General features: G+C 68.6%; 25 protein-coding genes. 22 read left to right on the forward strand and 3 right to left on the reverse strand.

Annotated elements, in window-relative coordinates; genetic code table 11:
- From QM619_RS05555 to smpB, 6 genes are all read left to right on the forward strand, one after another.
- Positions 1 to 1,827, forward strand: a 1,827-nt coding sequence (locus QM619_RS05555; protein ID WP_415105153.1) for an excinuclease ABC subunit UvrA, incomplete at its 5' end; no start/stop codon positions are given.
- Positions 1,828 to 1,886: 59 nt separating this feature from the next.
- The gene (prfB, locus tag QM619_RS05560) at positions 1,887 to 2,996 is read left to right on the forward strand and encodes a peptide chain release factor 2 (RefSeq protein ID WP_415105155.1); all 1,110 of its coding nucleotides are present in this window, start codon (positions 1,887 to 1,889) and stop codon (positions 2,994 to 2,996) included.
- A gap of 134 nt (positions 2,997 to 3,130) precedes the next feature.
- On the forward strand, positions 3,131 to 3,817 hold the full coding sequence (gene ftsE / locus QM619_RS05565) for a cell division ATP-binding protein FtsE (RefSeq protein WP_415105207.1): 687 nt from the start codon (positions 3,131 to 3,133) through the stop codon (positions 3,815 to 3,817).
- A gap of 54 nt (positions 3,818 to 3,871) precedes the next feature.
- Positions 3,872 to 4,774, forward strand: coding sequence for a permease-like cell division protein FtsX (gene ftsX / locus QM619_RS05570; protein ID WP_415105157.1), 903 nt, complete (start codon positions 3,872 to 3,874; stop codon positions 4,772 to 4,774).
- Positions 4,775 to 4,818: 44 nt separating this feature from the next.
- Entirely contained in the window at positions 4,819 to 6,078 is a 1,260-nt protein-coding gene (locus tag QM619_RS05575) for a peptidoglycan DD-metalloendopeptidase family protein (RefSeq protein ID WP_415105159.1), read from the forward strand.
- A gap of 55 nt (positions 6,079 to 6,133) precedes the next feature.
- Positions 6,134 to 6,607, forward strand: a complete 474-nt coding sequence (smpB, locus tag QM619_RS05580; RefSeq protein WP_415105161.1) for an SsrA-binding protein SmpB — start codon at positions 6,134 to 6,136, stop codon at positions 6,605 to 6,607.
- Between the two features lie 109 nt (positions 6,608 to 6,716).
- Here the strand turns inward: smpB and QM619_RS05585 are convergent, their stop codons facing one another.
- Positions 6,717 to 7,442, reverse strand: a complete 726-nt coding sequence (locus tag QM619_RS05585; protein ID WP_415105163.1) for a PadR family transcriptional regulator — start codon at positions 7,440 to 7,442, stop codon at positions 6,717 to 6,719.
- Between the two features lie 111 nt (positions 7,443 to 7,553).
- Here QM619_RS05585 and QM619_RS05590 point away from each other — a divergent pair, with 111 nt between their 5' ends.
- Positions 7,554 to 8,906: a replication-associated recombination protein A gene (locus QM619_RS05590; protein ID WP_415105165.1), complete on the forward strand. Its 1,353-nt coding sequence runs from the start codon at positions 7,554 to 7,556 to the stop codon at positions 8,904 to 8,906.
- A 90-nt stretch (positions 8,907 to 8,996) separates the two neighbouring features.
- On the opposite strand, the gene QM619_RS05595 is transcribed toward QM619_RS05590, so the two are convergent.
- Positions 8,997 to 10,307, reverse strand: coding sequence for a 6-phospho-beta-glucosidase (locus QM619_RS05595; protein ID WP_415105167.1), 1,311 nt, complete (start codon positions 10,305 to 10,307; stop codon positions 8,997 to 8,999).
- Between the two features lie 91 nt (positions 10,308 to 10,398).
- On the opposite strand from QM619_RS05595, the gene QM619_RS05600 reads away from it, so the two are divergent.
- From QM619_RS05600 to QM619_RS05665, 14 genes are all read left to right on the forward strand, one after another.
- Complete coding sequence (locus tag QM619_RS05600) at positions 10,399 to 10,779, forward strand: DUF948 domain-containing protein (protein WP_415105169.1); 381 nt, start codon at positions 10,399 to 10,401, stop codon at positions 10,777 to 10,779.
- Complete coding sequence (locus QM619_RS05605) at positions 10,779 to 11,057, forward strand: DUF6167 family protein (protein ID WP_415105171.1); 279 nt, start codon at positions 10,779 to 10,781, stop codon at positions 11,055 to 11,057. The genes QM619_RS05600 and QM619_RS05605 overlap by 1 nt, the downstream gene beginning before the upstream one ends.
- 45 nt (positions 11,058 to 11,102) lie before the next feature.
- Positions 11,103 to 13,760, forward strand: coding sequence for an alanine--tRNA ligase (alaS, locus tag QM619_RS05610; RefSeq protein WP_415105173.1), 2,658 nt, complete (start codon positions 11,103 to 11,105; stop codon positions 13,758 to 13,760).
- A 74-nt stretch (positions 13,761 to 13,834) separates the two neighbouring features.
- Positions 13,835 to 14,299, forward strand: a complete 465-nt coding sequence (gene ruvX / locus QM619_RS05615; protein ID WP_415105175.1) for a Holliday junction resolvase RuvX — start codon at positions 13,835 to 13,837, stop codon at positions 14,297 to 14,299.
- A 21-nt stretch (positions 14,300 to 14,320) separates the two neighbouring features.
- Positions 14,321 to 15,469 carry an endolytic transglycosylase MltG gene (mltG, locus tag QM619_RS05620; protein ID WP_415105177.1) on the forward strand — a complete coding sequence of 383 codons (1,149 nt, stop codon included), beginning with the start codon at positions 14,321 to 14,323 and terminating at the stop codon, positions 15,467 to 15,469.
- Entirely contained in the window at positions 15,466 to 16,290 is an 825-nt protein-coding gene (locus QM619_RS05625; protein ID WP_415105179.1) for a shikimate dehydrogenase, read from the forward strand. Before mltG ends, QM619_RS05625 begins: the two co-directional genes overlap by 4 nt.
- Before the next feature lie 13 nt (positions 16,291 to 16,303).
- Positions 16,304 to 17,491 carry a chorismate synthase gene (gene aroC / locus QM619_RS05630; protein ID WP_415105181.1) on the forward strand — a complete coding sequence of 396 codons (1,188 nt, stop codon included), beginning with the start codon at positions 16,304 to 16,306 and terminating at the stop codon, positions 17,489 to 17,491.
- Positions 17,488 to 18,003, forward strand: a complete 516-nt coding sequence (locus QM619_RS05635; protein WP_415105183.1) for a shikimate kinase — start codon at positions 17,488 to 17,490, stop codon at positions 18,001 to 18,003. The genes aroC and QM619_RS05635 overlap by 4 nt, the downstream gene beginning before the upstream one ends.
- Positions 18,000 to 19,115, forward strand: coding sequence for a 3-dehydroquinate synthase (aroB, locus tag QM619_RS05640; RefSeq protein WP_415105185.1), 1,116 nt, complete (start codon positions 18,000 to 18,002; stop codon positions 19,113 to 19,115). Before QM619_RS05635 ends, aroB begins: the two co-directional genes overlap by 4 nt.
- A complete protein-coding gene (locus QM619_RS05645) occupies positions 19,115 to 19,831 on the forward strand; it encodes an FMN-binding negative transcriptional regulator (protein ID WP_415105187.1) in 717 nt (238 codons plus the stop codon). The genes aroB and QM619_RS05645 overlap by 1 nt, the downstream gene beginning before the upstream one ends.
- Before the next feature lie 244 nt (positions 19,832 to 20,075).
- A complete protein-coding gene (efp, locus tag QM619_RS05650) occupies positions 20,076 to 20,633 on the forward strand; it encodes an elongation factor P (protein WP_415105189.1) in 558 nt (185 codons plus the stop codon).
- A 7-nt stretch (positions 20,634 to 20,640) separates the two neighbouring features.
- Complete coding sequence (nusB, locus tag QM619_RS05655; RefSeq protein ID WP_415105192.1) at positions 20,641 to 21,153, forward strand: transcription antitermination factor NusB; 513 nt, start codon at positions 20,641 to 20,643, stop codon at positions 21,151 to 21,153.
- Positions 21,154 to 21,268: 115 nt separating this feature from the next.
- A complete protein-coding gene (locus QM619_RS05660; protein ID WP_415105195.1) occupies positions 21,269 to 22,390 on the forward strand; it encodes an AAA family ATPase in 1,122 nt (373 codons plus the stop codon).
- On the forward strand, positions 22,387 to 23,046 hold the full coding sequence (locus QM619_RS05665) for a DUF4276 family protein (protein WP_415105198.1): 660 nt from the start codon (positions 22,387 to 22,389) through the stop codon (positions 23,044 to 23,046). Before QM619_RS05660 ends, QM619_RS05665 begins: the two co-directional genes overlap by 4 nt.
- A gap of 62 nt (positions 23,047 to 23,108) precedes the next feature.
- On the opposite strand, the gene QM619_RS05670 is transcribed toward QM619_RS05665, so the two are convergent.
- Positions 23,109 to 23,342: a type II toxin-antitoxin system VapC family toxin gene (locus tag QM619_RS05670; protein WP_415105201.1), complete on the reverse strand. Its 234-nt coding sequence runs from the start codon at positions 23,340 to 23,342 to the stop codon at positions 23,109 to 23,111.
- Between QM619_RS05670 and QM619_RS05675 the strand changes: the two genes are divergently transcribed.
- Entirely contained in the window at positions 23,332 to 23,787 is a 456-nt protein-coding gene (locus QM619_RS05675; RefSeq protein WP_415105204.1) for a hypothetical protein, read from the forward strand. The genes QM619_RS05670 and QM619_RS05675 overlap by 11 nt on opposite strands.
- Positions 23,788 to 23,855 lie beyond the last annotated feature (68 nt).

The raw sequence follows: 23,855 nt of genomic DNA on the forward strand, positions 1-23,855 counted from the left end.
GACGAGCTGATCGATCTCGACAAGACCATCGACGAGGGGCCCGTCCGGTTCTCGAACTTCCGGCCCGGGGTGTACCGCTGGAAGCGGTTCGCCTACTGCGGCTTCTTCGATCGGTCGAAGAAGCTGCGGGACTACACCCCCGAGGAACTTGACCTGTTCCTGTACGCCGATTCGGTCAAGCCGGTCGATCCCGACCCGCGCTACCCGGCGTCCGGGCGGTTCGACGGGGTGGTGACCCGGCTGCGCGACGTCTACGTTAAGAACCGGCCGGCGAAGATCTCGGCGAAGGTGCGCGAAGAGCTCGACCGGATCACCACCCAGCGGCCCTGCCCGGACTGCCACGGCGCACGGGTCAACGCGGCCGCACGCGCCAGCCTGATCGAGGGCCGCTCCATCGTGGACTGGCTGGCGCTCAGCGTCGGGGAACTGCACGACCTGCTGTCGCGGCTCCGCATCCCCGAGGTGGCGCCGGCCCTGGGCGGCATCCGTACCATCCTGGACGCCCTGATCTCGGTCGGCCTGGGCTACCTCAGCCTCGATCGCGAGTCGTCCAGTCTGTCCGGCGGCGAGGCGCAGCGGGTCAAGATCGTCCGGCACCTGGGCGGCGCGCTCACTGACGTGACCTACGTCTTTGACGAGCCGTCCATCGGACTGCACCCGGCTGACGTGGCGCGGCTGACCCGGCTGCTGCAACGGCTCCGCGACGCCGGCAATACGGTGCTGGTGGTCGAGCACCACCCGCAGGTGATCCGGATCGCCGACCACGTCGTCGACCTCGGCCCCGGTGCCGGCCACGACGGCGGCCGGATCCTGTTCGAGGGGACGCCGCAGGCGCTCGCCGGCGTCGACACGCCGACCGGACGGGTGCTCGCCCAGCGCCTCACCGTCAAACGGCAGGCCGCGACCCCGCGATCGTGGGTGCCGGTGGTCAACGCCCGGGCCCGGAATCTGACCGGTTTCGACATCGACATCCCGATCGGGGTGCTGACCGCCGTCACCGGTGTGGCCGGCTCCGGCAAGAGCTCGCTGGCCACCCTGGAGCTGCCCCGTCAGCAACGCCGATTCACCGTGGTCGGCCAGGACGCCCTGCGCGGCGGCGTCCGGTCCACCTCGCTGAGCATCCTGGGCGTCGCCGACAGCATCCGGAAGGCGTTCGGCGAAGCGTCCGGGCTGGAACCGGCCTGGTTCAGCTTCAACTCCAAGGGCGCCTGCCCGGCCTGCAACGGCAAGGGCTACATCACCACCGAACTCGCCTTCCTCGACGACGTGGCCACCCCCTGCGACGCCTGTGACGGATCCCGGTTCAACCCGACGGCGCTGGCCGTCGCCATCGACGGCCGGACGATCGCCGACGTGTTGGCGATGACCGCGGACGAGGTCGCCCAGCTGTTCGCCGGACGTCCCGACATCGTCGCCGCGGTGGGCTGGATGGATCGGGTCGGCCTCGGTTACGCCGCCGTCGGCCAATCGCTGGACACGTTGTCCGGCGGCGAGAAGCAGCGACTGCTGATCGCCCGCCATCTGGCGTCCGCGACCGACCTGGCCTCGGAGTGGATCGTGCTGGACGAGCCCACCACCGGTCTGCATCCCAGCGATGTCGACCGGATCAATCTGCTGTTCGACGATCTGCTCGACCGTGGCACCACCCTGGTGGTGGTCGAGCACAACCTGCGGGTGATCGCCCGAGCCGACCATGTGATCGACATCGGACCGGGCGCCGGCGTCGACGGCGGACGCCTGATCTTCGCCGGTCCGCCCGCCGAAATGGTCGACGACGAAGCGTCATTGACCGGACGTGCGCTCGCGGTCGCCTCCACGGCTGGTTGACCGTCGCTGGTTGAGCCTGTCGAAGCCCCCGCGGGGAGGGGACGGTAAGCTGCACCCTCGTGGCTGCCGCTGACCTGCAATCCGATCTCGCCGAACTCGACAAGACGCTGACGTCGATCGAGTCCGTGCTCGACCCCGAAGCCAAGAAGCTGCAGATCGCCGAACTGCAGCACCAGGCGTCCGCCCCCGATCTGTGGAACGACCAGGAGAACGCCCAGCGGGTCACCTCCAAACTGTCCGCGTTGCAGGCCGAGGTCGATCGGCTGGCCGGGCTGCGGCGGCGGATCGACGATGCCGAGGTGCTGATCGAACTGGCCCAGGAAGAGTCGGACGCCGACACGATGGCCGAAGCCGCCCGCGAACTTAGCCGGCTGGCCACCGACATTCAGGCGCTCGAGGTGCGCACCCTGCTCAACGGCGACTACGACGAACGGGACGCCGTGGTCACCATCCGCTCCGAGGCCGGGGGAGTGGACGCCGCCGACTTCGCCGAGATGCTGCTGCGGATGTATCTGCGCTGGTCGGAGCGGCATGGCTACCCGGCCGAGGTCTACGACATCTCCTACGCCGAGGAGGCCGGCATCAAATCGGCCACCTTCACGGTCAAGGCGGCCTTCGCCTACGGCACGCTGAGCGTCGAGCAGGGCACCCACCGGCTGGTCCGGATCAGCCCGTTCGACAACCAGGGCCGCCGGCAGACGTCCTTCGCCGGCGTCGAGGTGCTTCCGGTGACCGAAGAGGCCGACCACATCGACATTCCCGAGGCCGACATCCGGGTGGACGTCTTCCGCAGCTCCGGCCCCGGCGGGCAGAGCGTCAACACCACCGACTCCGCCGTCCGGCTCACCCACCTGCCGACCGGCATCGTGGTCAGCTGCCAGAACGAGAAGAGCCAGCTGCAGAACAAGGTGGCCGCGATGAAGGTGCTGCAGTCGCGGCTGCTGGAGCGGGCCCGGCGCGAGCGCGAGGCGGAACTGAACGCGCTCAAGGGCGACGGCGGCAACTCGTGGGGTTCGCAGATGCGGTCCTACGTGCTGCACCCGTACCAGATGGTCAAAGACCTGCGCACCGAATACGAAGTAGGCAGCCCGGATGCCGTCTTCGACGGCGATCTGGACGGCTTCATCGACGCCGGCATCCGCTGGCGCCGGCAGCAGGGCGAGCGGTAAACCCACGGCAACTTTGCCGCGGCACAGGTGTGCCCGCAGGTCCGACGACGCGAGTGAGGCTAGACTCCCTGCTGGTCGGTCGAGCATTCCTGATGGAACACACCCCCAACGTCGACACCGACCGGAGTAGCACCGTGATCACGTTCGAAGACGTCACCAAGATCTACGACGGGCAGCGCCGCGCCGCGCTGTCCGACATCACCGTCACCATCGACAAGGGCGAGTTCGTCTTCCTGGTCGGCAGTTCGGGGTCGGGCAAATCCACCTTCATCAGGCTGGTGTTGCGCGAGTACCGGGCCACCAAGGGCCGGATCTTCGTCGCCGGCAAAGACCTGGGACGGCTGCACAGCTGGAAGGTGCCCGCGTTGCGCCGCCAGCTGGGCGTGGTCTTCCAGGACTTCCGGCTGTTGCCTGGCAAGACCGTCACCGAGAATGTCGCCTTCGCGCTGCAGGTGATCGGCAAACCGACCGCGACCATCAAGCGCGTGGTTCCCGAGACCCTGGAGCTGGTCGGGTTGGACAGCATGGGCGGGCGGCTGCCCGAGGAACTCTCCGGCGGCGAGCAGCAGCGTGTCGCGATCGCCCGCGCGTTCGTCAACCGGCCGGCGATCCTGATGGCCGACGAGCCGACCGGCAACCTGGACCCGACCACCAGCATCGGCATCATGAAGCTGCTCGACCAGATCAACCGCACCGGCACCACCGTGGTGATGGCCACCCATGACGCCACGATCGTCGACCAGATGCGCAAACGGGTGATCGAGCTCGTCGACGGCGAACTCGTCCGAGACCAGAGCAAGGGTGTGTACGGCTACCGGTGAGCAGCACCGCGATCAGCCCGGCCCGTCCGTCCCGAATCCTCGAAGGAGCCCGACATGCGGCACACCCTGCGTGAGGCCTGGTCCGGCCTGCGCCGGAACCTCACCATGACCCTGGCCGTGATCATCACGATGTGGGTCTCCCTCACCCTGTTCGGCGGCGGACTGCTCGGCGCGCAACAGGTCGAGCTCGCCAAGGGCAACTGGTACGACAAGATCGAGATCAGCGTCTTCATGTGCGCCACGGTCACCCAGGGCCGCAACTGCGAACCGGGCCAGGACGCCACCGACGCCCAGCGGCAGACCATCCGGACGACGCTGGAGACCAACCCCGAGGTGGCCACCGTCTACTACGAGAGCAAGGCCGAGGCCTGGGAGGACTTCCAGCGGGTCTACAAGGATTCGACGGCGATCGGCTTCATGACTCCCGACATGATGCAGGACTCGTTCCGAGTGAAGCTGAAAGATCCCGAACAGTACGAGGGCGTGGTGTCGGCGGTGGCCGGGCTGCCCGGCGTCCAGGCCGTGCAAGATCTTCGGCAGTACCTCAACCCGTTGTTCGAGTGGCTCAACGTGGCCAAGTGGACGACGATCGGGTTGAGCCTGTTCCTGTTGCTGGCGGGTGCTCTGCAGATCGCCACGACGATCCGGATGGCCGCGTTCTCGCGGCGCCGTGAGTTGGGCATCATGCGCCTGGTGGGTGCCTCCAACTGGTACATCATGCTGCCGTTCCTGATCGAATCGCTGGTAGCTGCCCTTGTCGGAGCGCTGTTGGCGTGTGGGTCTCTAGCCGCGGTGGAGAAATTCCTGATCATCGACAAGGCTCAACCCTCACTTCAGAGTGTGGAGTGGATTGGCTGGCCGCACGTCGGGTTCGCCATGCTCGGGGTCGTCGGCGTCGGTGTCGTACTGTCGATCGTTCCGACGGCGATAGCCACTCGCACGTACTTGAGGGTGTGACTTCGATGTCGCCCTCGACCGACCGATCGGAGATAGTGATCCAGGTGTCGTCCAGCCGCCGACAGAAGGCGTCGCCGACGTTCGTTCGGCGCTTGCTGGTCGCCGTCCTGGGCGCGGGCCTGAGCGTCGCTCTGGTCAGCCCGGCACAGGCCGAAGACGGCAAGGACCGCAGTGATCTCCAACGGGCCATCGTGTCCTCCAAGGCAGGCGTCGCGGAGTCGCGCGCGGAGGTGTCGCAGGCGCTCAGGAACCTCGCCAAGGCGCAGGCCGCGCAGGCCAAGGCGCAGCGCAAGCTCACCGCGGCCAACCGCGCGGTGAGCGATGCACGGGCGCTCGACGCCGCGATCGGACGCCGGCTGGACGTCGCGCGCAGCAAACTTGCTGCCGCGCGCAAGGCCGTCCAAGTGGCCAAGGCCGAGGTGGATGAGCAGTTGCGCCTGATGGGCGAGGCGGCCCGCGAAGCGTTCCAGCAGCGCACCGACCTGGTCGGTCTCACCGTGCTCTTCGACTCCGCGGACACCGGGGACCTGTCGCAGCGGCTGCAGTGGTCGACCACCGTCCTGGACGCGGCCGGCGTCCAGGTGACTCGGCTGCGGCAGCTGCAGGCCACGCTCGAGGACGCCGAGCGGGCCCAGGCCGCGGTCGAGAAGCAGATCGCGGACGACAAGGCCGAGGCCGAGGCGAACCTGGCGCGGCTCAAGGTGCTGCAGGCCAAGGCGTCCGCAGCCAAGCAGGCGGCGGCAGCGAGCGTGGTGAAGCTGGCCAAGGCGCGCAAGGCGGCCGAGGCGGATCTGCGGGCCGAGCGGGAACAGCATCGAAAGCTGCTGGCGCGGGAGGCCTCGATCAGCGCCCAGATCCGGCGCCGGGCGCAAAAGGCCGGCAAGCGGTCAGGTGTTTCCGGGGCGTCGTCCGCCGGCTTCATCCGTCCGGTGAACGGCTCGGTGGGCTCCCCGTTCGGGTTGCGCTACCACCCGATCCTGCACACCTGGCGGATGCATCGCGGCACCGACTTCAACGCCTCGTGCGGCACCCCGATCTACGCGGCGGCCAAGGGCCGAGTGGCGAGTGCTGCCCCGCAGGGCGGGTTCGGCAACTATGTCGTCATCGACCACGGCTTCATCAAGGGCAGGTACGTGTCGACCGGCTACGCCCACCAGTCGCGGATGGTCGTCCATGCCGGCCAGCAGGTCGGGCAGGGTCAGCTGATCGGCTACGTAGGCACCACCGGACTGTCCACCGGCTGTCACCTGCATTTCCAGGTGTACGTCAACGGCGGGGTGGTCAACCCGATGGCCTGGTTGTGACTTGATAGGCTGACGCTTTCCATCGACCAGCCACCCGATTTCTTGGAGCGCGACCATGCCACGTGAGAAGGGCCGGATCCTGGTTGCCCAGAATCGGCGGGCGCGTCACGATTACCACCTCGGTGAGCGGTTCGAGGCAGGCCTGGTGCTCACCGGAACCGAGGTCAAGTCGCTGCGCTCGGGACGAGCGTCCCTGGCGGACGCCTTCGCGACGGTCGACGACGGCGAGGTGTGGCTGCGCAACGCGCACATTCCCGAGTACGCCTTCGGAACCTGGACCAACCACGCCGCGCGCCGCAACCGCAAGCTGCTGTTGCACCGCCGCGAGATCGACAAGCTGGAGCGCGCCACCACGGCGTCCGGGCGGACCATAGTGCCGCTGGCGCTGTACTTCCTGGACGGCTACGCCAAGGTCGAGCTGGCGATCGGCACCGGCAAGAAGGCATGGGACAAGCGCCAGACGATCGCCGAGCGGGACGCCAACCGCGATGTCGCGCGCGAGCTTGCCGCCCGCAACCGCGGCGAGTGAGTCCCGCCTCTCGTCCAGCACCCATTCCGCTTCCGGCCCAGTGCGGTTTGTGAGGCGGAGGAGGACCGCCCGAACGCTCGGACGGCCCTCGTCAAGCCCGACCAGGAGGTCAACGCAGGTCGTCGGGGTTGGCCAGGTCCTGGTCGTCCTCGTCGCCGTCGCTGGCCAGCAGGCCGTAGAGGCTGCGCCGAGTCTCGGCGAGAATCTGCGCCGCCTGCTGCTGCTGGGACCGGCTGCCTGAGCGGGTGAGCTCCTGCGCCGCCATCGCCAGCGAACTGAACTCCTTCCACATGCCGCGTAGCACCTCGGGGTGCTCCGGCGCGTTCTCGGCGTTGAACGCCTCCCACGGCTTCGGGTCGATCTCCGCCGCCACGGCCTGGCCGGCCTCGGTCAACCGGTAGGCCTTTGCGCCGTTGTTGTCGAACGGCTCGATCAGTTGCTCGTCCTCCAGCTGGGCCACCGCCGGGTAGATGGCTCCCGGGGACGGCTTCCAGCCGCCGCCGGTGCGCTCGGCCATGGTCTGGATGACCTGGTAGCCGTTCATCGGCTCCTCGGCCAGCAGCGCGAGGATTGCCTGCCGGACGTCGCCGCGCCGGGCGCGTCCCCGTCCGCGACCACCGAGCGGACCGCGGGGACCGAATGGACGACCGGGCCCGAACGGTCCGCGAGGACCGAATGGACCGGCCGGTCCGAAGGGGCCGTGCGGGCCGAAGAACTGGTCGCCGCCGAACGGCTGGCCACCTCGGGCATGACCTTCGCCGCGCGGTCCGCGGCGGGGTCGACGATCATCATGTCCGCCGCGGAAGTCCCGCGGCTCAAAATCCTGGTTCCACATGAGTGGACTCCTTTCGTGTGTGTATCGTTGTGTCAACGATATATCGCGAGTGTTCGTAACGCAAGTCCCGATGCGCGACGTGGTGGGGGATCGAGGCCTAGACTCAGCGCGGTGGAGGACCTCTTCGGCAACACCGACCCTGTGACCGCACCCTCGGGAGGGTCGCTGAGCATGCCGTCCGCAGGGGCTCCGCTCGCGGTCCGGATGCGTCCGCGCACCGTCGACGAGATCGTCGGACAACAGCATCTGCTCGGCCCCGGTTCCCCGTTGCGCCGGCTGGCCGAGGGGGACGCCGCGATGTCGGTCTTCCTCTGGGGTCCGCCCGGCGTCGGCAAGACCACCATCGCCTCGGTCGTCTCGCAGTCGGCGAAGCGGCGGTTCGTGGAGCTCTCCGCGGTGACCGCCGGCGTCCGCGAGGTGCGCGCCGAACTGGACGCCGCCCGCCGGGAACTGGCCCGTGGCCGCTCGACGGTGCTGTTCGTGGACGAGGTGCACCGGTTCTCCAAGGCACAGCAGGACGTCCTGCTGCCCGCGGTGGAGAACCGGCTGGTCACCCTGATCGCCGCCACCACCGAGAACCCGTCCTTCTCGGTGATCGCCCCGCTGCTCTCCCGCTCGCTGCTGCTCACCCTGAAACCGCTCACCGACGCCGACCTCGGCCTCCTGATCGACCGGGCGCTGGCCGACGAACGCGGTTTGGGTGGTGCGTTCACGCTCACCGACGAGGCCCGCGCCGACCTGCTCCGGCTGGCCGGTGGGGACGCCCGCCGCGCCCTGACCTACCTGGAGGAATCGGCGGCCGGAACCCAGTCGTCCGGCCTGGAGGTGATCACCCCGGACGCGATCAGTCGCGCCGTCGATCGTGCCGCCGTCCGCTACGACAAGGACGGCGACCAGCACTACGACGTGATCAGCGCCTTCATCAAATCGCTGCGCGGCTCGGACGTGCAGGCCGCGCTGCATTATCTGGCCCGGATGATCGAGGCTGGTGAGGACCCCCGGTTCATCGCCCGACGACTGGTCATCCTGGCCAGCGAGGACATCGGGATGGCGGCGCCTTCGGTGCTGCAGACCTGCGTCGCCGCCGCCCAGGCCGTCCAGTTGATCGGCATGCCCGAGGCCCGGCTGAACCTGGCGCACGCGGTGGTCGCCTGTGCGCTGGCCCCGAAGTCGAATGCGGTCACCCTGGGCATCGACGGCGCGCTGGCCGACGTCCGGGCCGGACGGATCGGCCAGGTCCCGCCGCATCTGCGGGACGCGCACTACGCCGGAGCGAAGGCGCTCGGCCACGGCAAGGACTACAAATATGCCCACGACCATCCGCGCGGGGTGGCGGCCCAGCAGTATCTGCCCGACGAGCTGGCGGGCGCCCGCTACTACGTGCCCACCGACCACGGCAATGAGGCCGGCATGGCCGAACGTATGGAAACCCTGGACGACTTGCTCGGTCGAAACCGGAATTAGCGAATCGCCGATCCTCGTCGGTCGAGCTTGTCGAGACCCTCGTACGAGGTTCGATTTCCACCCAGTGGTGGTCGAGCGGGTCGGCCCTATTCAGTGCAGATAGCCGAGCTGGGGGAGCGTCGTCCGGTACTCGTCCAGCAGCTGGGCCGCGATCGTCGCCGAGTCGACCAGCGGATGATGGGTGAGCGCCAGCCGAGCGGCCCGTGCCGAGCCGGTGATCGCCGCTTCGATCGTCCAGCGTTCCACCTGCTTGACCGTGGTCACCAGGCCGCGGGCGTAGTCAGGGAGCGGAGCCAACGGCAGCGGATGCAGGCCGGCGCCGTCCACCCGGCAGGGTGCCTCGATGACGGCGTCGTCCGGCAGCTCCGGGAGCCGTCCGGCATTGGGCAGGTTGAGGATCAGGGTCGCGGGCTCATCGCGTCCGATGGCTCGCATGATCGCCAGCGCCACACCCTCGTAGCCGCCGGAGACCAGGTCGGCGACCGACCGTTCGAAACCGCCGGCCGCTTCCCGGTTGGCGGCGCCGTAGGTCTCCTCCCGCTCCCGGCGGGTGGCCTCCCAGGCGTCCAGTGCGGCGTCCGGCGAGCTGGGGCAGTTGCGGTAGAAGCGGTCCTGCTGCTCGGCCAGGAACGCGCCGCGGCCGCCGCCGGTACCACCCTCGCGACGGAAGTAGAACCAGTGCAGGTACTCGTTCGGTAGCGCACCCAGATCGCCGATCAGCTGGGCACCGAAGAGCCGGCCCTCCTCGACGGTGTGCAGCGCGTCGGCGTCCGCCAGCAGCGCAGGCAGCCGATCCACGCCGTCCACGCTCAGGCCGCGCAGCCAACCCAGATGGTTGAGTCCGACGTAGTCGGGCCGTGCGGACGCCAGATCGACGCCAAGCGCCACGGACGCCCGGCGGGCCAGCGCGACCGGCGAATCGCAGATGCCGACCACGCGGGGATGGACGGCGCTGAGCGCCTCTGTCACCATCCCGGCCGGGTTGGTGAAGTTGATCAGCCACGCCTGGGGCGCAACCTGTGCGACGATCCGGGCCAGCTCCAGGGACGCCGGAATGCTCCGCAAGGCGTAGGCGATCCCGCCGGCGCCGACCGTCTCCTGGCCGACCAGCCCGTGGCCGGCGGCGATCCGCTCATCGAAGACTCGCGCTGCCGTCCCGCCCGCCCGCAGCGCCGAGAAGACGAAATCGGCGCCGGCCAACGCTTCGGTCGGCTCGGTGTGCATGCTGTGCCGCAACCGAGTCGAGCCTCCGGACTGGGCGGTCAGCACCCGGTCGATCACCGCCAACCGATGCGGATCGACATCGAGCAGCGCCACCCGGTCGATCAGGTCGTCCGTCAACAGTGCGGCATGCACCAGGGGCACCCGGAACCCGCCGCCTCCGACGATGGTCAGCTTCACCCACCCAGCCTATTGGGACGGTCGGAAAGGGGTGCCGCCGTGGCCGGTGCGTTAGGCTGCGTCCGTCACCGCCACCATGTGAGGAACGCCCATGTCCGTTGGAGAGATCGCCGGCCTGATCGCGGCCATTGCCGCCGTCGCGCTGGTCGCCTTCTGCGCTGTTCCGCTGCTCAAGCTCGGCCGGGTGCTGGAGGAGCTGCGGCTCGCCGTCCGGGACGTCGGGCATTCGTCGGTGCCGATCCTGCACGAGCTGAAGGGCACCGTGACGGCCACCAACGACGAGCTCAGCAAGCTCAGCGTGGTCACCGAGGACGTCTCCCGGGTCAGCCGGCACGCCGTGGTGGTGAGCGAGAACGCCGCCCAGCTGTCCACCCTGTTCTCGGCGACCCTGGGCGGACCGCTGGTGAAGACCGCCGCCTTCACCCACGGCGTCCGGCAGGCGATCAAGGGCAAGCGGAAAGCGGGCAAGTGATGGGACGCCGGCTGTTCTGGTTCGCGGTCGGCGCCGGAGTCACGGTCTGGCTCGTGCTCAAAGGGCGCGAATACTACGAGCGGTTCACCCCCAAGGGCATCACCGAGCAGGTCGAGAAGACCGCCCACGACGCCCGCGGCTGGGTGGACGATTTCCTGCACACCATGACCAGCGCGATGGACGAGCGCGAACACGAGTTGCGTGAGGCTCTCGGCCTGGACGGGTCAAGCCTTCCCGACCAGGAGGGCGTTCCCGTCCAGGAGAGCAACCGCACCTGACCATCCCGCCGGCGACTAAGCCGGCACACCCGATCGGACACAATCATGAAAACCGCCGAGATCCGGCGTCGCTACATCGACTTCTTCGTGCGCAACGGCCATGTCGAGGTGCCGTCCACGCCGCTGGTCTACAACGACCCGACCTTGCTCTTCGTCAACGCCGGCATGGTGCCGTTCAAGCCGTACTTCACCGGCGCCGAAGACCCGCCGTTCGTGCGTGCCGTCAGCGTGCAGAAGTGCGTCCGCACCCTCGACATCGAAGAGGTCGGCAAGACCACCCGGCACGGCACGTTCTTCCAGATGAACGGCAATTTCTCCTTCGGCGACTACTTCAAGCAAGGCGCCATCGAGTACGCCTGGGAGTTGGTCACCGGCAGCCAGGCGGACGGCAACTACGGCTTCGATGCCGACAAGGTCTGGGTCACCGTCTACCTCGACGACGACGAGGCCGCGGCGATGTGGCGCGAGGTCGGCGTCCCCGACGAGCGCATCCAGCGGCGCGGGCTGAAGGACAACTACTGGCACATGGGCGTCCCGGGACCGGGCGGACCTTGCAGCGAGATCTACATCGACCGCGGCCCGGAGTTCGGCCCGGACGGCGGCCCGATCGTCGACGAGGATCGCTTCCTGGAGATCTGGAACCTGGTGTTCCAGACCGAGGAGCTGTCGGCGGTCCGTGCCAAGGACGATTTCGACGTCGCGCGTCCGCTGCCCAGCAAGAACATCGACACCGGCATGGGCCTGGAGCGCACCGCGTACCTGCTGCAGGGCGTGGCGAATATGTACGAGATCGACGAGATCTTCCCGGTGATCACCGCGGCGGCCGAGCTGGCCGGCACCCGCTACGGTGCCGACCGCGAGGCCGACGTCCGGCTCCGGGTGGTCGGCGACCACGTCCGCTCCGCGCTGATGCTGATGACCGACGGCGTCACGCCCGGCAACGAGGCGCGCGGCTACGTGCTGCGCCGGCTGCTGCGCCGCTCGATCCGTTCGATGCGGCTGCTCGGCGTCAACGACCCGGTGCTGCCCGAGCTGCTGCCGCTGTCCAAATCGCTGATGGAGCAGTCCTACCCCGAGGTCACCAGCCAGTGGCAGCGGGTCTCCCAGATCGCCTACGGCGAGGAGGAGGCGTTCCGCCGGACGCTGGCCGCCGGCACCCAGATCTTCGACCTGGCGGTCGCCGAGACCAAGCGGAGCGACACCCGCATTCTGGGCGGCGACCAGGCGTTCCAGCTGCACGACACCTATGGCTTCCCGATCGATCTGACCCTGGAGATGGCGTCCGAAGCCGGCCTGGAAGTCGATCAGGACCGGTTCCGCGTCCTGATGCAGGAGCAGAAGGACCGGGCCAAGGCGGATGCCCGGGCCAAGAAGGGCGGCACGGTCAACACCGAGGCCTACAGGAGCTTGCGGGCGTCCGGCGAGACCCCCTTCCTGGGCTTCACCGACCTCAGCGTGGACTCCCGTGTGCGCGGCATCGTGGCGGACGGCGAACTAGTCCAGAGCGCCCGACCCGGTGACATCGTCGAGGTGGTGCTCGACGAGACCCCGTTCTACGCCGAGGCCGGCGGCCAGGACGCCGACCAGGGCGTGCTCACCGGCAACGGACTGGCCCTCGACGTGCTCGACGTGCAGCGTCCCATCCAGGGCCTGGTGGTGCACAAGGTGCTGGTCAACGAGGGCGAACTCGCCACCGGCGCGCAGGTGCTGGCCCAGGTGGACGCCCCGGCCCGGTTTGCGGCCTGCCAGGCGCACACCTCCACGCACATCGTGAACGCCGCGCTGCGGCAGCTGCTCGGCCAGGGCACCCACCAGGCCGGCTCGTACAACAAGCCGGGCTATCTGCGCTTCGACTTCAACGCCAGCCAGGCGCTGTCGCCGGCGCTGCGCAGCGAGCTGGAAGGTGTGGTCAACGCGGCGATCCGGGACGACTTCGAGGTCACCGACCGGGAGTTGCCGCTGGACGAGGCGAAGGCGCTCGGCGCCCAGGCGATGTTCGGTGAGAAGTACGGCAACGTGGTCCGGATGGTCGAACTGGCCGGGCCCTGGTCGCGCGAGCTGTGCGGCGGCACCCATGTGGCGCGCACCTCGCAGATCGGGCTGGTCAACCTGCTCGGCGAGCAGTCGGTCGGCTCCGGCATCCGCCGGGTGGAAGCGCTGGTCAGCACCGAGGCGTTCGAGAAGTTCGCCGCCGAGCGGGCGCTGGTGGCGACGCTGTCGGAGACCCTGAAGACGCAGCCCGAGCAGCTCACCGACCGGGTCGAGAAGCTGCTGGCCCAGCTGAAGGCGGCCGAGAAGCAGATCGAGACCTACCGGACCCGGGAACTGCTGGCCGGCGCGGCCAAGCTCGCCGAGAAGGCGGTCACGGTGGCCGGCGGCGTCCGGGTGGTCGCCGAGCAGGTGGCCGGCGTCGGCGGGGGTGACCTGCGCATCATGGCGCTGGACGTCCGCTCCGCGCTCGGTTCGGACGCCGCGGTGGTCGCCCTGGTCGGCGGCACCGACGCCAAGCCGGTGATCGCGGTGGCCACCAATGAGGCGGCACGGGCCCGCGGCGCCAAGGCTGGTGCCCTGGTCGGCATCGGTGCCGCCGAGCTAGGGGGACGCGGCGGCGGCAAGGACGACTTCGCCCAGGGCGGTGGCTCGAACGGTGCTGCGGCGGCGGACGCCGTCGGTGCGGTCCGTGACGCGGTGGCGGCCCTTTGAGTCGCGAGTCCTCGCCGATGGAACCTCAAGCACCGTCGGTTGAGCCTGTCGACACCACTCACGAGGGTCTCGACATGCTCGCCCAACGGCAGTCGTTCCGGCGTGGCGTCCGGATGGCGCTCGACTGGGGCAAGGCCCGGATCGGGGTCGCCGCCTGCGACGCCGACGGCATGCTCGCCTACCCGGTCGAGACCGTGCCGACCCAGGCGTCCGGACGCCGGCTGCCGCAACTGCTGGCCGAATACGAGCCGATCGAGGTGATCGTCGGTCTGCCCCGCACCCTGGCCGGTGCCGAAGGGCCGGCGGCGGAGCACGTCCGGGCCCAGGTGGCGTCCGTCATCGAGGGTCATCGGGCGATCAGCTGGCGGTTCGCCGACGAGCGGCTCACCACCGTCGACGCCGGACGCCGGCTGCGTTCGGCAGGCAAGGATGCCCGCCGCCAGCGTGCCATCATCGACCAGGCGGCTGCCGTGGCAATCTTGGAGCAGGCGCTGGCCGTGGAACGGGCCACTGGTCGGGCGCCCGGCGAACCGGCGTGATGAACAAAGGACACTGAACTCATGGGGAACCTCTTACGCGAACTGCGCGATCCGGAGACCGGCCGCTGGCTGCCCAAGGAGGTCTGGTACCGGGTCCGCGGGGCAATCGCCGTGCTGCTCTCGTTGGGGGTGCTGGTCGGCGGCGGATGGTTCGTCTACGGCAAGGTGCAGGAAGCCTGGCTGGCCTACCGCACGGTCGACGACTACATCGACCCCGCAGGTGTCGCCGACGTGATGGTGGAGATTCCGCAAGGGTCGACCACCAACAAGATCGCCGACATTCTGTTGGCGGCCAATGTGATTCGCACCGCGAAGGCGTTCGACCGGGCCGCGGCGGCCGACCCCGACGTCCGGAAGATCCAGTACGGGCTGTACAAGCTGCGCACCCAGATTCCGGGGAAGACCGCGCTGCAGATGCTGCTCGACCCCGCCAATCAGGTCAAGAACCAATTCCAGATCCGCGAGGGTCTGCGGCTGTCCGAAGTGATCACCTCACTCGCCGCAACCACCAAGGTCTCCGAGAAAGACCTCAACGCGGTGTTGAAAGATCGCAAATCGCTGGGCCTGCCGAGCTGGATCGGGAAGAGCAACGAGGGCTTCATCTTCCCCGACACCTACGATCTGCCGCTGAAACCGACCGCGGCGTCGGTGTTGAAGCTGCCGATCAACCAGTTCAAGAAGACCCTGCAAGACCTGGCCTTCGAAGAACGGGCCAGCGTGCTCGGCTACAAACCCTACGACGTCCTGATCATCGCCAGCATCATCGAGCGCGAGGTGTTCCGCGACGACGACCGCGCCAAGGTGGCACGGGTCTTCTACAACCGGTTGAAGCAGGGCATGCCGCTGCAGTCGGACGCCACTGTCGCGTACTCAGTCAATAAGACCGGGACGATCTGGACCAGCGACGCCGATCGCGGCAAGAAGAACACGTCGCCGTACAACACCTATCAGCGCAAGGGCCTGCCGCCGGGTCCGATCACGGCACCTGCCAAGAAGGCGATGGAGGCAGCGCTCAGCCCGGCGGATGGCGATTGGCTGTACTTCGTCCCGATCAACCTGGACACCGGCGAGACGGTGTTCTCCGATAATTACCCCGATCAGAAGAAGGCAGAGGCACAGCTGAAGCAGTGGTGCCTGGCCAGCCCGGCCAACCGGAAGAAGTGCGCGTGAGCCCGCACGCCGCCGTCCTGGGTTCGCCCATTGCGCATTCCCTGTCGCCAGCCATTCATCGGGCCGCCTACGACTATCTCGGCCTGGACTGGAACTACGAACGGGTCGAATTGCGGCCGGAGCAATTCGACCGGTTCGTCGACGGACTGGACGACTCCTGGCGCGGCCTGAGCGTCACCATGCCGCTGAAGGAGGCGGCCGCCGGCTGCGGCATCCCGGACGCCGACGTCCTGCTCACCGGGGTGGCCAACACGGTCGTCCTGGGCGAGCGGCGACGGGTCTACAACACCGACATCGCCGGCCTCACCGACGCTCTGACCGCGGCCGAGTTGTCCGAGGTGCGAGTCGCGACATTGATCGGCAACGGGGCCACGGCCCGCTCGGCGCTGGTCGCGCTGGTGCGTGTCGGCGTCCAGCTGGTCGAGGTGCAGGGACGCGATCACCGCCGGCTGGCCGCCTTCCGCGATTGGGCCGAGCCGATGGGGGTCGAGGTGCAGCCCCGGACGCTGGGGGCGCCGCTCGATCCGGCCAGCGAGCTGCTGGTCTCGACGGTGCCTTCGGCGGCGTTGGAACCACGGCTGGAGCAGCTCGAGGTGGAGCACTGCCCGGCGCTGCGCGGGGTGTTCGACGTGATCTACCATCCGTGGCCGACGCCGCTCGCAGCACGGGCCGCGTCCGCCGACCGGGTGGTGGTCAGCGGCCTGGACATGCTGGCTCATCAGGCGCGCTATCAGGTCCGGCTGATGACCGGGCACGACGTGCCGGCCGAGGTGCTGCTGTCTGCCGTGCGGGCAGCGGCGGGCGTCGGCGTCCGGTCGTGACAGACTCCCGATCATGCTTCGTTACCTGACTGCCGGGGAGTCCCATGGCCGCGCCCTGGTGGCGACGATCGAGGGCATTCCGGCGCACGTTCGGGTGGCGACCGCCGACATCGCCGAGGCGCTGGCGCGCCGCCGGCTAGGTGCGGGCCGCGGCGCCCGGATGAAATTCGAGGCCGACGAGGTGACCCTGCTGGCCGGCGTCCGGCATGGCGAGACCCTCGGCTCGCCGATCGCGATCATGATCGGCAACACCGAATGGCCCAAGTGGGAGACCGTGATGGCTCCCGACGAGGTGGACGCCGAACTGCTCGCCGCCCAGGCCCGCAACGCTCCGCTGACCCGGCCGCGTCCCGGCCACGCCGACCTGGCCGGCATGCAGAAGTACGACTGGGACGAGGCCCGGCCGATTCTGGAGCGAGCCTCGGCACGAGAGACCGCCGCACGGGTCGCGCTCGGACGGGTGGCCAGCAACTTCCTACAGCAGGCCTGCGGCGTCACCCTGGTCAGCCACGTCGTCGAGCTCGGCCCGATCCGCTCCACCGGAACACAAGTCCCGACCTTCGACGATCGGGACGCCATCGACGCCGACCCCGTCCGCTGCCTGGACGCCGATTCCAGCGCCGCCATGCAAGCCGAGATCGCCGCTTGTCAGAAGGCCGGCGACACCCTGGGCGGGGTGGTCGAGGTGGTCGCGCACGGCGTCCCGGCCGGCTTGGGCTCGCACAGTCAGGGCGACCGGCGGCTGGACGCGAAGCTGGCCGGTGCGCTGATGGGCATCCAGGCGATCAAGGGTGTCGAGGTGGGCGACGGCTTCGAGCTGGCCCGCACCCGCGGCAGCCTGGCTCACGACGAGATGCTGCCCGGTCACGGTGGCGTGGTCCGGTTGAAGAACCGGTCGGGCGGCACCGAGGGCGGCATGAGCACCGGCGAGACGTTGCGTGTCCGGGCCGCGATGAAGCCGATCGCGACCATTCCGCGGGCGCTGCGCACCGTGGACGTCGCCACCGGCGAGCCGGCCTTGGCCCACCACCAGCGCTCTGACGTGTGCGCCGTCCCGGCCGCCGGGGTGGTTGCCGAGGCGATGGTCGCCCTGGTGCTGGCCGAGGCGGTCCTGGAGAAATTCGGCGGCGACTCGGTCGCCGAGACCCGGCGCAACCTGGCCGGCTACGCCGGGCGGCTCGCCGAGCGAGGACTGAGGTGACCCAGGCCCGCACCATCGCGCTGATCGGTGCACCGGGGGCCGGGAAGAGCACCGTGGGTCAGCACCTGGCCGCACGGCTCGGGCTGCCCTTCATCGACGTGGACGCCGCCATCGAGGCCGCGCAGGGCCGGTTGATTCGGGAGATCTTCGCCGACTCCGGCGAGGCCCACTTCCGGGCTCTGGAACGCGACGCCACGGTGGCCGCGCTGGCCGATCCGGGGGTTGTCGCGCTGGGCAGCGGGGCGGTGCTCGCCGCCGAGGTCGGCGAGGCGCTGCGCGGGGCCGCCGTGGTCTGGCTGCAGGTCTCGGTGGCGCAGGCCAGCCGACGGCTCGGGCTGAACCAGGCCGGCGTCCTGGTGCTGGGCAATCTGCGGGCCACCCTGATCAAGCAACTCGCGGAACGGACGCCGGTGTATCAAAATCTGGCCACGATCAGCGTGGACACCGACCATGCCGGCGCGTCCGCCATCGTGGAACGAATCGTCACAGAACTGAAGGAGGACGACCGGTGAAGATCTCGGCCATCGATGTCACCGCCGAACGCCCCTATCAGGTGGTCGTGGGCACGGGGGCGCTGGACCTGCTGCCGGAGTACGTCGCGGAGCAGCGCCGGATCGCGGTGATCCATCCCCCGGTGCTGCGCGAGCAGGCGTCCCGGGTGCGGACGGCCTGCGACTGCCAGACCCTGAGCATCGAGGTGCCGCCGGGCGAGTCGGCCAAGACCGGGGAGACGCTGCAGCGCTGCTGGAACGCGCTCGCCGAGGCCGGTTTCACCCGCTCGGACGCCATCATCGGCCTGGGGGGTGGGGCGACCACCGATCTGGCCGGCTTTGTGGCGTCCACCTGGCTGCGCGGGGTCACCTACGTGTCGGTGCCGACCACGGTGCTGGGCATGGTGGACGCCGCGGTCGGCGGCAAGACCGGCATCAACCTGCGCTCGGGCAAGAATCTGGTCGGCACCTTCTACGAGCCGTACACGGTGCTGTGCGACCTGTCCTTTCTGGAGAACCTGCCGGTCGAGGAGATCCGTTCCGGGATGGCCGAGGTGGTCAAGGCCGGCTTCATCGCCGACCCGGTGATCCTGAGCATTCTCGAGGACGACCCGGCCGCCGCTCTCGACCCGCGCGGCGAGGTGATCTGCACCCTGGTGAAGCGGGCGATCGCGGTGAAGGCCGCGGTGGTCGGCGACGATCTGCGCGAGCGCACCTCGGTGGGACGCGACATCGGACGCGAGCTGCTCAACTACGGCCACACCCTGGGTCACGCCATCGAACGCGACCAGGGCTACCGCTGGCGGCACGGTGAGGCGATCAGCGTCGGCATGGCGTTCGTGGCCGAACTGAGCCGGCGGCTGGGCCGGCTGGACGACGACACCGCCGCCCGGCACTCCGGCGTGCTGGGTGCCCTCGGGCTGCCGACCAGCTATCCGGCGGACGCCTGGCCGCAGCTGCGCGAGACGATGAACCTGGACAAGAAGACCCGTGCCTCGACGCTGCGCTTCGTGATCCTGGAGGGCCTAGGCCGGCCGGCGATCCTGGAGAATCCGGACGAAGACCTGCTGCGCGAGTCCTTCGAGGCGCTGAGTCTTTCCGGGACGCCGGATGGTTCGGGGATCGCGGGCTGATGTACACGCCGCGGCACTTCACCATGCCGCCGGAGTTGCAGGCCCGCATCCTGGCCGCTCCGGGGGTCGGCGATCTGATCACCCACGGGCCGTCCGGCCTGCTGGCCACCCATCTGCCGTACGTCTTCGATGCCGACATGGGAGAGCACGGCAGCCTGGTGCTGCACGTGGCCCGTCCGAACGCCCAATGGCGCGAGGCGACGACAGGGGAGTCGCTGTTCATCGTCACCGCGGCCACCGACTACATCTCGTCGCTGTGGTACCCGAGCGCGCCGGCATCCGGAAAGTACATCCCGACCTGGGACTACGTCACCCTGCACATCTACGGCGAACTGATCACCCACGACGACTTCGAGTGGACGTCGATGGCCGCCGAGCGCCTGATGGGCGCCCACGAGCGGACCATCGGCATGGCCGAGATGCCCGCCGACTACGTGGCCGGCCAGCTGCGCGCCATCGTCGGCCTGCAACTGCAGATCACCCGGATCGAGGCGAAGGCCAAGCTCAGCCAGAACCGGACCCCCGACGACATCCGAGGCGTCATCGACGGCCTCCGCGAATCCGGAGCCGACGATAGCGCGGCACTGGTCGAGGAGTTCGGCCTGCCGCCCGCCGAACGCCGCGCCGCCCTGATCGCGGACGTCACCGCCCGCCACCGCCCCGGCCCCGACAGCCTCTCCGCCGGCCACGTGCTCGGCACCCCCGCCCCCCGCTGAACGACCGGGGACGGTTCCTTTCCGGTTCAGGGGACGGTTCCGTTTCGGTTCAGGGGACGGTTCTCCTGGTCACCGGGGACGGTTCCTTTGGTCACCCGGCGCGCATGTTGAGTGACCGAAAGAACCGTCCCCAAAGGTTCGGACGCCGGGCGCGGGCCGTCAGCGTCCCGCCCGGTTCGTCCTCACCGGGACGCGGCACTACACTGAGCGGTCGGCTCACAATCGGTGAACGAAGGGTTTCAACGTGGCTTCCACCAACGATCTGAAGAACGGCATGGTGCTCGACCTCGACGGTCAGCTCTGGCAGGTGCTGTGGTTCCAGCACCACAAGCCGGGCAAGGGCAACACCGTAGTCCGCACGAAGCTCAAGCACGTGCTCAGCGGCAAGGTGGTCGACCGCACGTTCAACTCTGACACCAAGGTCGACACCGCCAACGTCGACCGGCGCGAGATGCAGTACCTGTACCACGACGGCGACGGCTACGTGTTCATGGACACCGCCACCTACGACCAGCTGACGATCACCGACGAGACCATCGGCGACGCCAAGAACTACCTGCTGGAGAACCAGAACGCCACCGTCGCGCTGCATGAGGGCAACCCGCTCTACGTCGACCTTCCGGCGTCCGTGGAGCTCGAGGTCACCTACACCGAGCCGGGCCTGCAGGGCGACCGCTCCACCGGCGGCACCAAGCCGGCCACCGTCGAGACCGGCCTGAAGATCCAGGTCCCGCTGTTCATCACCACCGGCGAGCGGGTCAAGGTCGACACCCGCGACGGCAGCTATCTCGGTCGGGTCTGACCGCCCGATGGCAGCCGACCCTGCGGTAACCACGCCGCGTAAGCGGATCACCACACCGGACGGCACCGTCGCCGAACTGATCGAGACCCGTCCCGCGGCGCAGCCGGGACGGGGCTCGTCCCGCACGAAGGCGCGCAAGCGTGCCCTGGACATCTTGTTCGAGGCCGACTTGCGCGGCGTGGACGCCTCCGGGCCGCTCGCGCTGCACATCGCGGAGGCCGATCCGCCGGTGCGGCCGTTCACCACGACCCTGGTCAAGGGTGTGACCGCTCGCCAACCGGAGATCGACGCGTTGATCGCCGAATCCCTGGCGTCCGGCTGGACGATGGAACGCATGCCCCGCGTCGACCGCTGCCTGGCCCGCATCGCGCTGTGGGAGATGCTGGACGGCACGGTCTCGGCCGAGGTGGCTCTGGAACAGGCGGTCAGCCTGGCTCAGGAACTCTCCACCGACGACTCCGCCACTTTCCTCAACGGCCTGCTGGCCCGCGTCCGGGAACGGATCGCCGCCGGGCTCTGAGGCTGCCGGGTCCGCTGAGTTCTTACCTGCCAGTGGTGTCGCTCCTCCCGGAGGCAGCCGCCGCCAACCTCTATGCTGGCAAGCAGCGACCCCGATGGCAGAAGGAGGCTCCGGTATGGCGGTTCCCCTTGCGTCCATTGAGGTGAGCGGCTTCCGCTCTGTCGCCTCGCTGACCTTCGATCTGTCCAGCACCGTGACACTGCTGATCGGCGCCAACGGTGCCGGCAAGAGCAATCTGATCAATGCCTTCGAACTGCTCGGCTACACCATCGACGGCCGGCTCGCCGCGCACGTCGTCCGAAGCGGGGGCTTTTCGCAACTTCTTCATCGAGCGCCCCGCGCCGATTCCGCCGAGTCGGTCTCGCTCACGGTATGGGGCGCTTGGAATCACGGTTTCCGCAATGGGTATCGGATGACCCTCACCCCTGGCGTGGACGACACTGCAATCCTTGCCGAGCGGACCTACACCCAACAGCGAGGATACGACTGGGCCCACGAATCTGTGCTCGAGCACGGTACCGAGAGCGCACTATCGGCCAAGGCCGCGGGTCACCCCGCCACCAGCTATCTGCTCGACGTGCTTGCCGGTTGCCGGGTATTCCATTTCGACGACACAAGCCCCGATGCGCCGCCATTGCGACGGGTGGACGTCGGCGATAGCGAGATGCTGCACAGCGACGGTCGCAATCTTGCGGCCATGCTGCTGGACATGAGAATCAACCACGAGGTTCGCTACGCCCAGATCCGGCGGTCGATCCGCAACGTTGCGCCCTTCTTCGACGACTTCGTACTGCGTCCCAACGGGGACACCGTTTTGTTGCGGTGGCGTGAGCGGGGAATCGACGACGTGTTCTCGGGAAGTGCACTGAGTTCGGGGACACTGCGGTTCATTTGCCTGTCCGTGCTCCTGCAGCAGCCTCAACCGCCGGCGACCATCGTTCTGGACGAGCCGGAACTGGGCCTCCATCCGGCGGCGATCCACCAGTTGGCGGAGTTGTTGCGGACGGTAGGTGCCCGCAACCGGGTCGTCGCGGCGACGCAGTCGGTCACCTTGCTCGGGCAGTTCGGTGTCGACGAGGTCGCGGTCGTCGAGCGGCGCGACGGCGCGACGGTGGTGACCCGGCCCGATCGGGACCAGTTGGCTGAATGGCTCTCCGACTATTCGCTGGGCGAGTTGTGGGAGATGAACCTCCTCGGCGGGCGCCCGGGTGGGGCTCCGCGCGTGGTTGGCACATGACGGCGGTGGTCGCCGTCCTCGTCGAGGGACCGACCGAGGAGGCGTTCGTCAACCGGGTTTTGCAGCCCCATCTCGGGCACTCGACATACCTGACGCCCATCGTGGTGCATACCTCTCGCGCAGCCGATGGCACCGCCCGCAGAGGCGGCGGTCACTGGCGGAACTACGACCGCCACCTGCGCCGGTTGCTCGCCGAACCCCATTGGGCCATGGTCACGACGCTGCTCGACTATTACGGCTATCCGGACGACGCGCCAGCCTGCGACTGCTCAACGGAACATCGTCAGCCGGAATGCGTGGAAAGCCGTCAAAATGCGATTCGGGCCTCCCTGCCCTACGACGAGCGCTTCGAACCCTTCATCTCGCTGTACGAGTTCGAGACGCTGGTGATTGCCGCCGGTTCCGCGCTGCACGCCGTGCTTGGCGACGCGGGGGCCGCCGCGGCCTTCCGGAAGCTGGTCGCCGATTGCGGAGGAAACGCCGAACTCATCGACGACGGGCCGCGCACGGCGCCTTCCAAGCGTGTCGCGCAGGTGTTGGACGGATATAATAAGGTTCGCGACGGAATTGCGATTCTGGAGGATTCCCTCGGCGTCGCACTGGTCGCGGTACCACATTTCCGCGCATGGGTCGCGCGACTGTCGGAATTGTCGTAGGAGATCCGGCGATCCCTATTCCGGGGCTGCCGGCAATCCATTTGTGGACGCTCGGTCCTTCACTACGGCCAGGTCTCGATGACGGGCGCTCGAACCGGAGCCTTCTCGAACGTCCGGTCATCAGTGAGCAGGGGTAGGCCGAGCGACTCCGCCAGGGCCAGGTAGAACGCGTCGTAGGCGCTGACGTTGTCTCGAAGCGCCAGCACCCGATGCTGAAACGGCTGCATCGGGTACCGCACGATCGGCAGAGCCGCAAAGTCGTCCAGCATCTGTTCGGCTCGCTCGATGGTGATCATGATCTCGGGTTTCGAGGTCATCAGCAGGCCACGGACGGCTGAGGTCAACTTGGCCCGGTGGGCCTGCGGGCCGAAGCGGTCGTGGGCGTCTTGTCCTCGGCAGGTGATGAGCACCAACGAGGAGCAGGCCGTTCGGCGGGCTGCCAAGGTCAAAGAAGAACTGGTGCGCTTCGCCCAGACGGCTCCGTTCGCGCTCCAGTTGCGCAGCCTCCTGTGGGAGGCCATGGAGAGCCCCGGGGCACAGCGCAACGTGGAGGTGGTCGCCATCGAACGGCTCCTCTTCAGCTTCCGGTACGACGACGGCTCATCAGTCGTGCACCGATTCGTCCGGCGGTCCGGACTCAGTGGGGCGAAACGTGTGATGGCACTCGGGTTTCTGGATGGTGTCGACGTAGAGGATGTAAGTGCCTCGCCGGTAGGGGCGTGTGACCCTGAACTTGACTGACCGCCGAAAAGGGTGTCCTTGATCTGATCCGTCCACGACTCCCTGCCGGTGGGGTGACTGACGAGAGC

This window comes from Micropruina sp., from assembly GCF_047606665.1.
In the GTDB taxonomy this organism is placed as follows: Bacteria; Actinomycetota; Actinomycetes; order Propionibacteriales; family Propionibacteriaceae; genus Micropruina.

Bases quoted from the DNA above. Each gene is read 5' to 3' on its own strand.
- ftsX (WP_415105157.1), top strand. From the start codon at position 3,872: ATGCGGCACACCCTGCGTGAGGCCTGGTCCGGCCTGCGCCGGAACCTC.
- smpB (WP_415105161.1), top strand. From the start codon at position 6,134: ATGCCACGTGAGAAGGGCCGGATCCTGGTTGCCCAGAATCGGCGGGCG.
- QM619_RS05585 (WP_415105163.1), bottom strand. From the start codon at position 7,442: ATGTGGAACCAGGATTTTGAGCCGCGGGACTTCCGCGGCGGACATGAT.
- QM619_RS05600 (WP_415105169.1), top strand. From the start codon at position 10,399: ATGTCCGTTGGAGAGATCGCCGGCCTGATCGCGGCCATTGCCGCCGTC.
- QM619_RS05605 (WP_415105171.1), top strand. From the start codon at position 10,779: ATGGGACGCCGGCTGTTCTGGTTCGCGGTCGGCGCCGGAGTCACGGTC.
- alaS (WP_415105173.1), top strand. From the start codon at position 11,103: ATGAAAACCGCCGAGATCCGGCGTCGCTACATCGACTTCTTCGTGCGC.
- ruvX (WP_415105175.1), top strand. From the start codon at position 13,835: ATGCTCGCCCAACGGCAGTCGTTCCGGCGTGGCGTCCGGATGGCGCTC.
- mltG (WP_415105177.1), top strand. From the start codon at position 14,321: ATGGGGAACCTCTTACGCGAACTGCGCGATCCGGAGACCGGCCGCTGG.
- aroC (WP_415105181.1), top strand. From the start codon at position 16,304: ATGCTTCGTTACCTGACTGCCGGGGAGTCCCATGGCCGCGCCCTGGTG.
- QM619_RS05645 (WP_415105187.1), top strand. From the start codon at position 19,115: ATGTACACGCCGCGGCACTTCACCATGCCGCCGGAGTTGCAGGCCCGC.
- nusB (WP_415105192.1), top strand. From the start codon at position 20,641: ATGGCAGCCGACCCTGCGGTAACCACGCCGCGTAAGCGGATCACCACA.
- QM619_RS05660 (WP_415105195.1), top strand. From the start codon at position 21,269: ATGGCGGTTCCCCTTGCGTCCATTGAGGTGAGCGGCTTCCGCTCTGTC.
- QM619_RS05665 (WP_415105198.1), top strand. From the start codon at position 22,387: ATGACGGCGGTGGTCGCCGTCCTCGTCGAGGGACCGACCGAGGAGGCG.
- QM619_RS05675 (WP_415105204.1), top strand. From the start codon at position 23,332: ATGGTGATCATGATCTCGGGTTTCGAGGTCATCAGCAGGCCACGGACG.
- QM619_RS05670 (WP_415105201.1), bottom strand. From the start codon at position 23,342: ATGATCACCATCGAGCGAGCCGAACAGATGCTGGACGACTTTGCGGCT.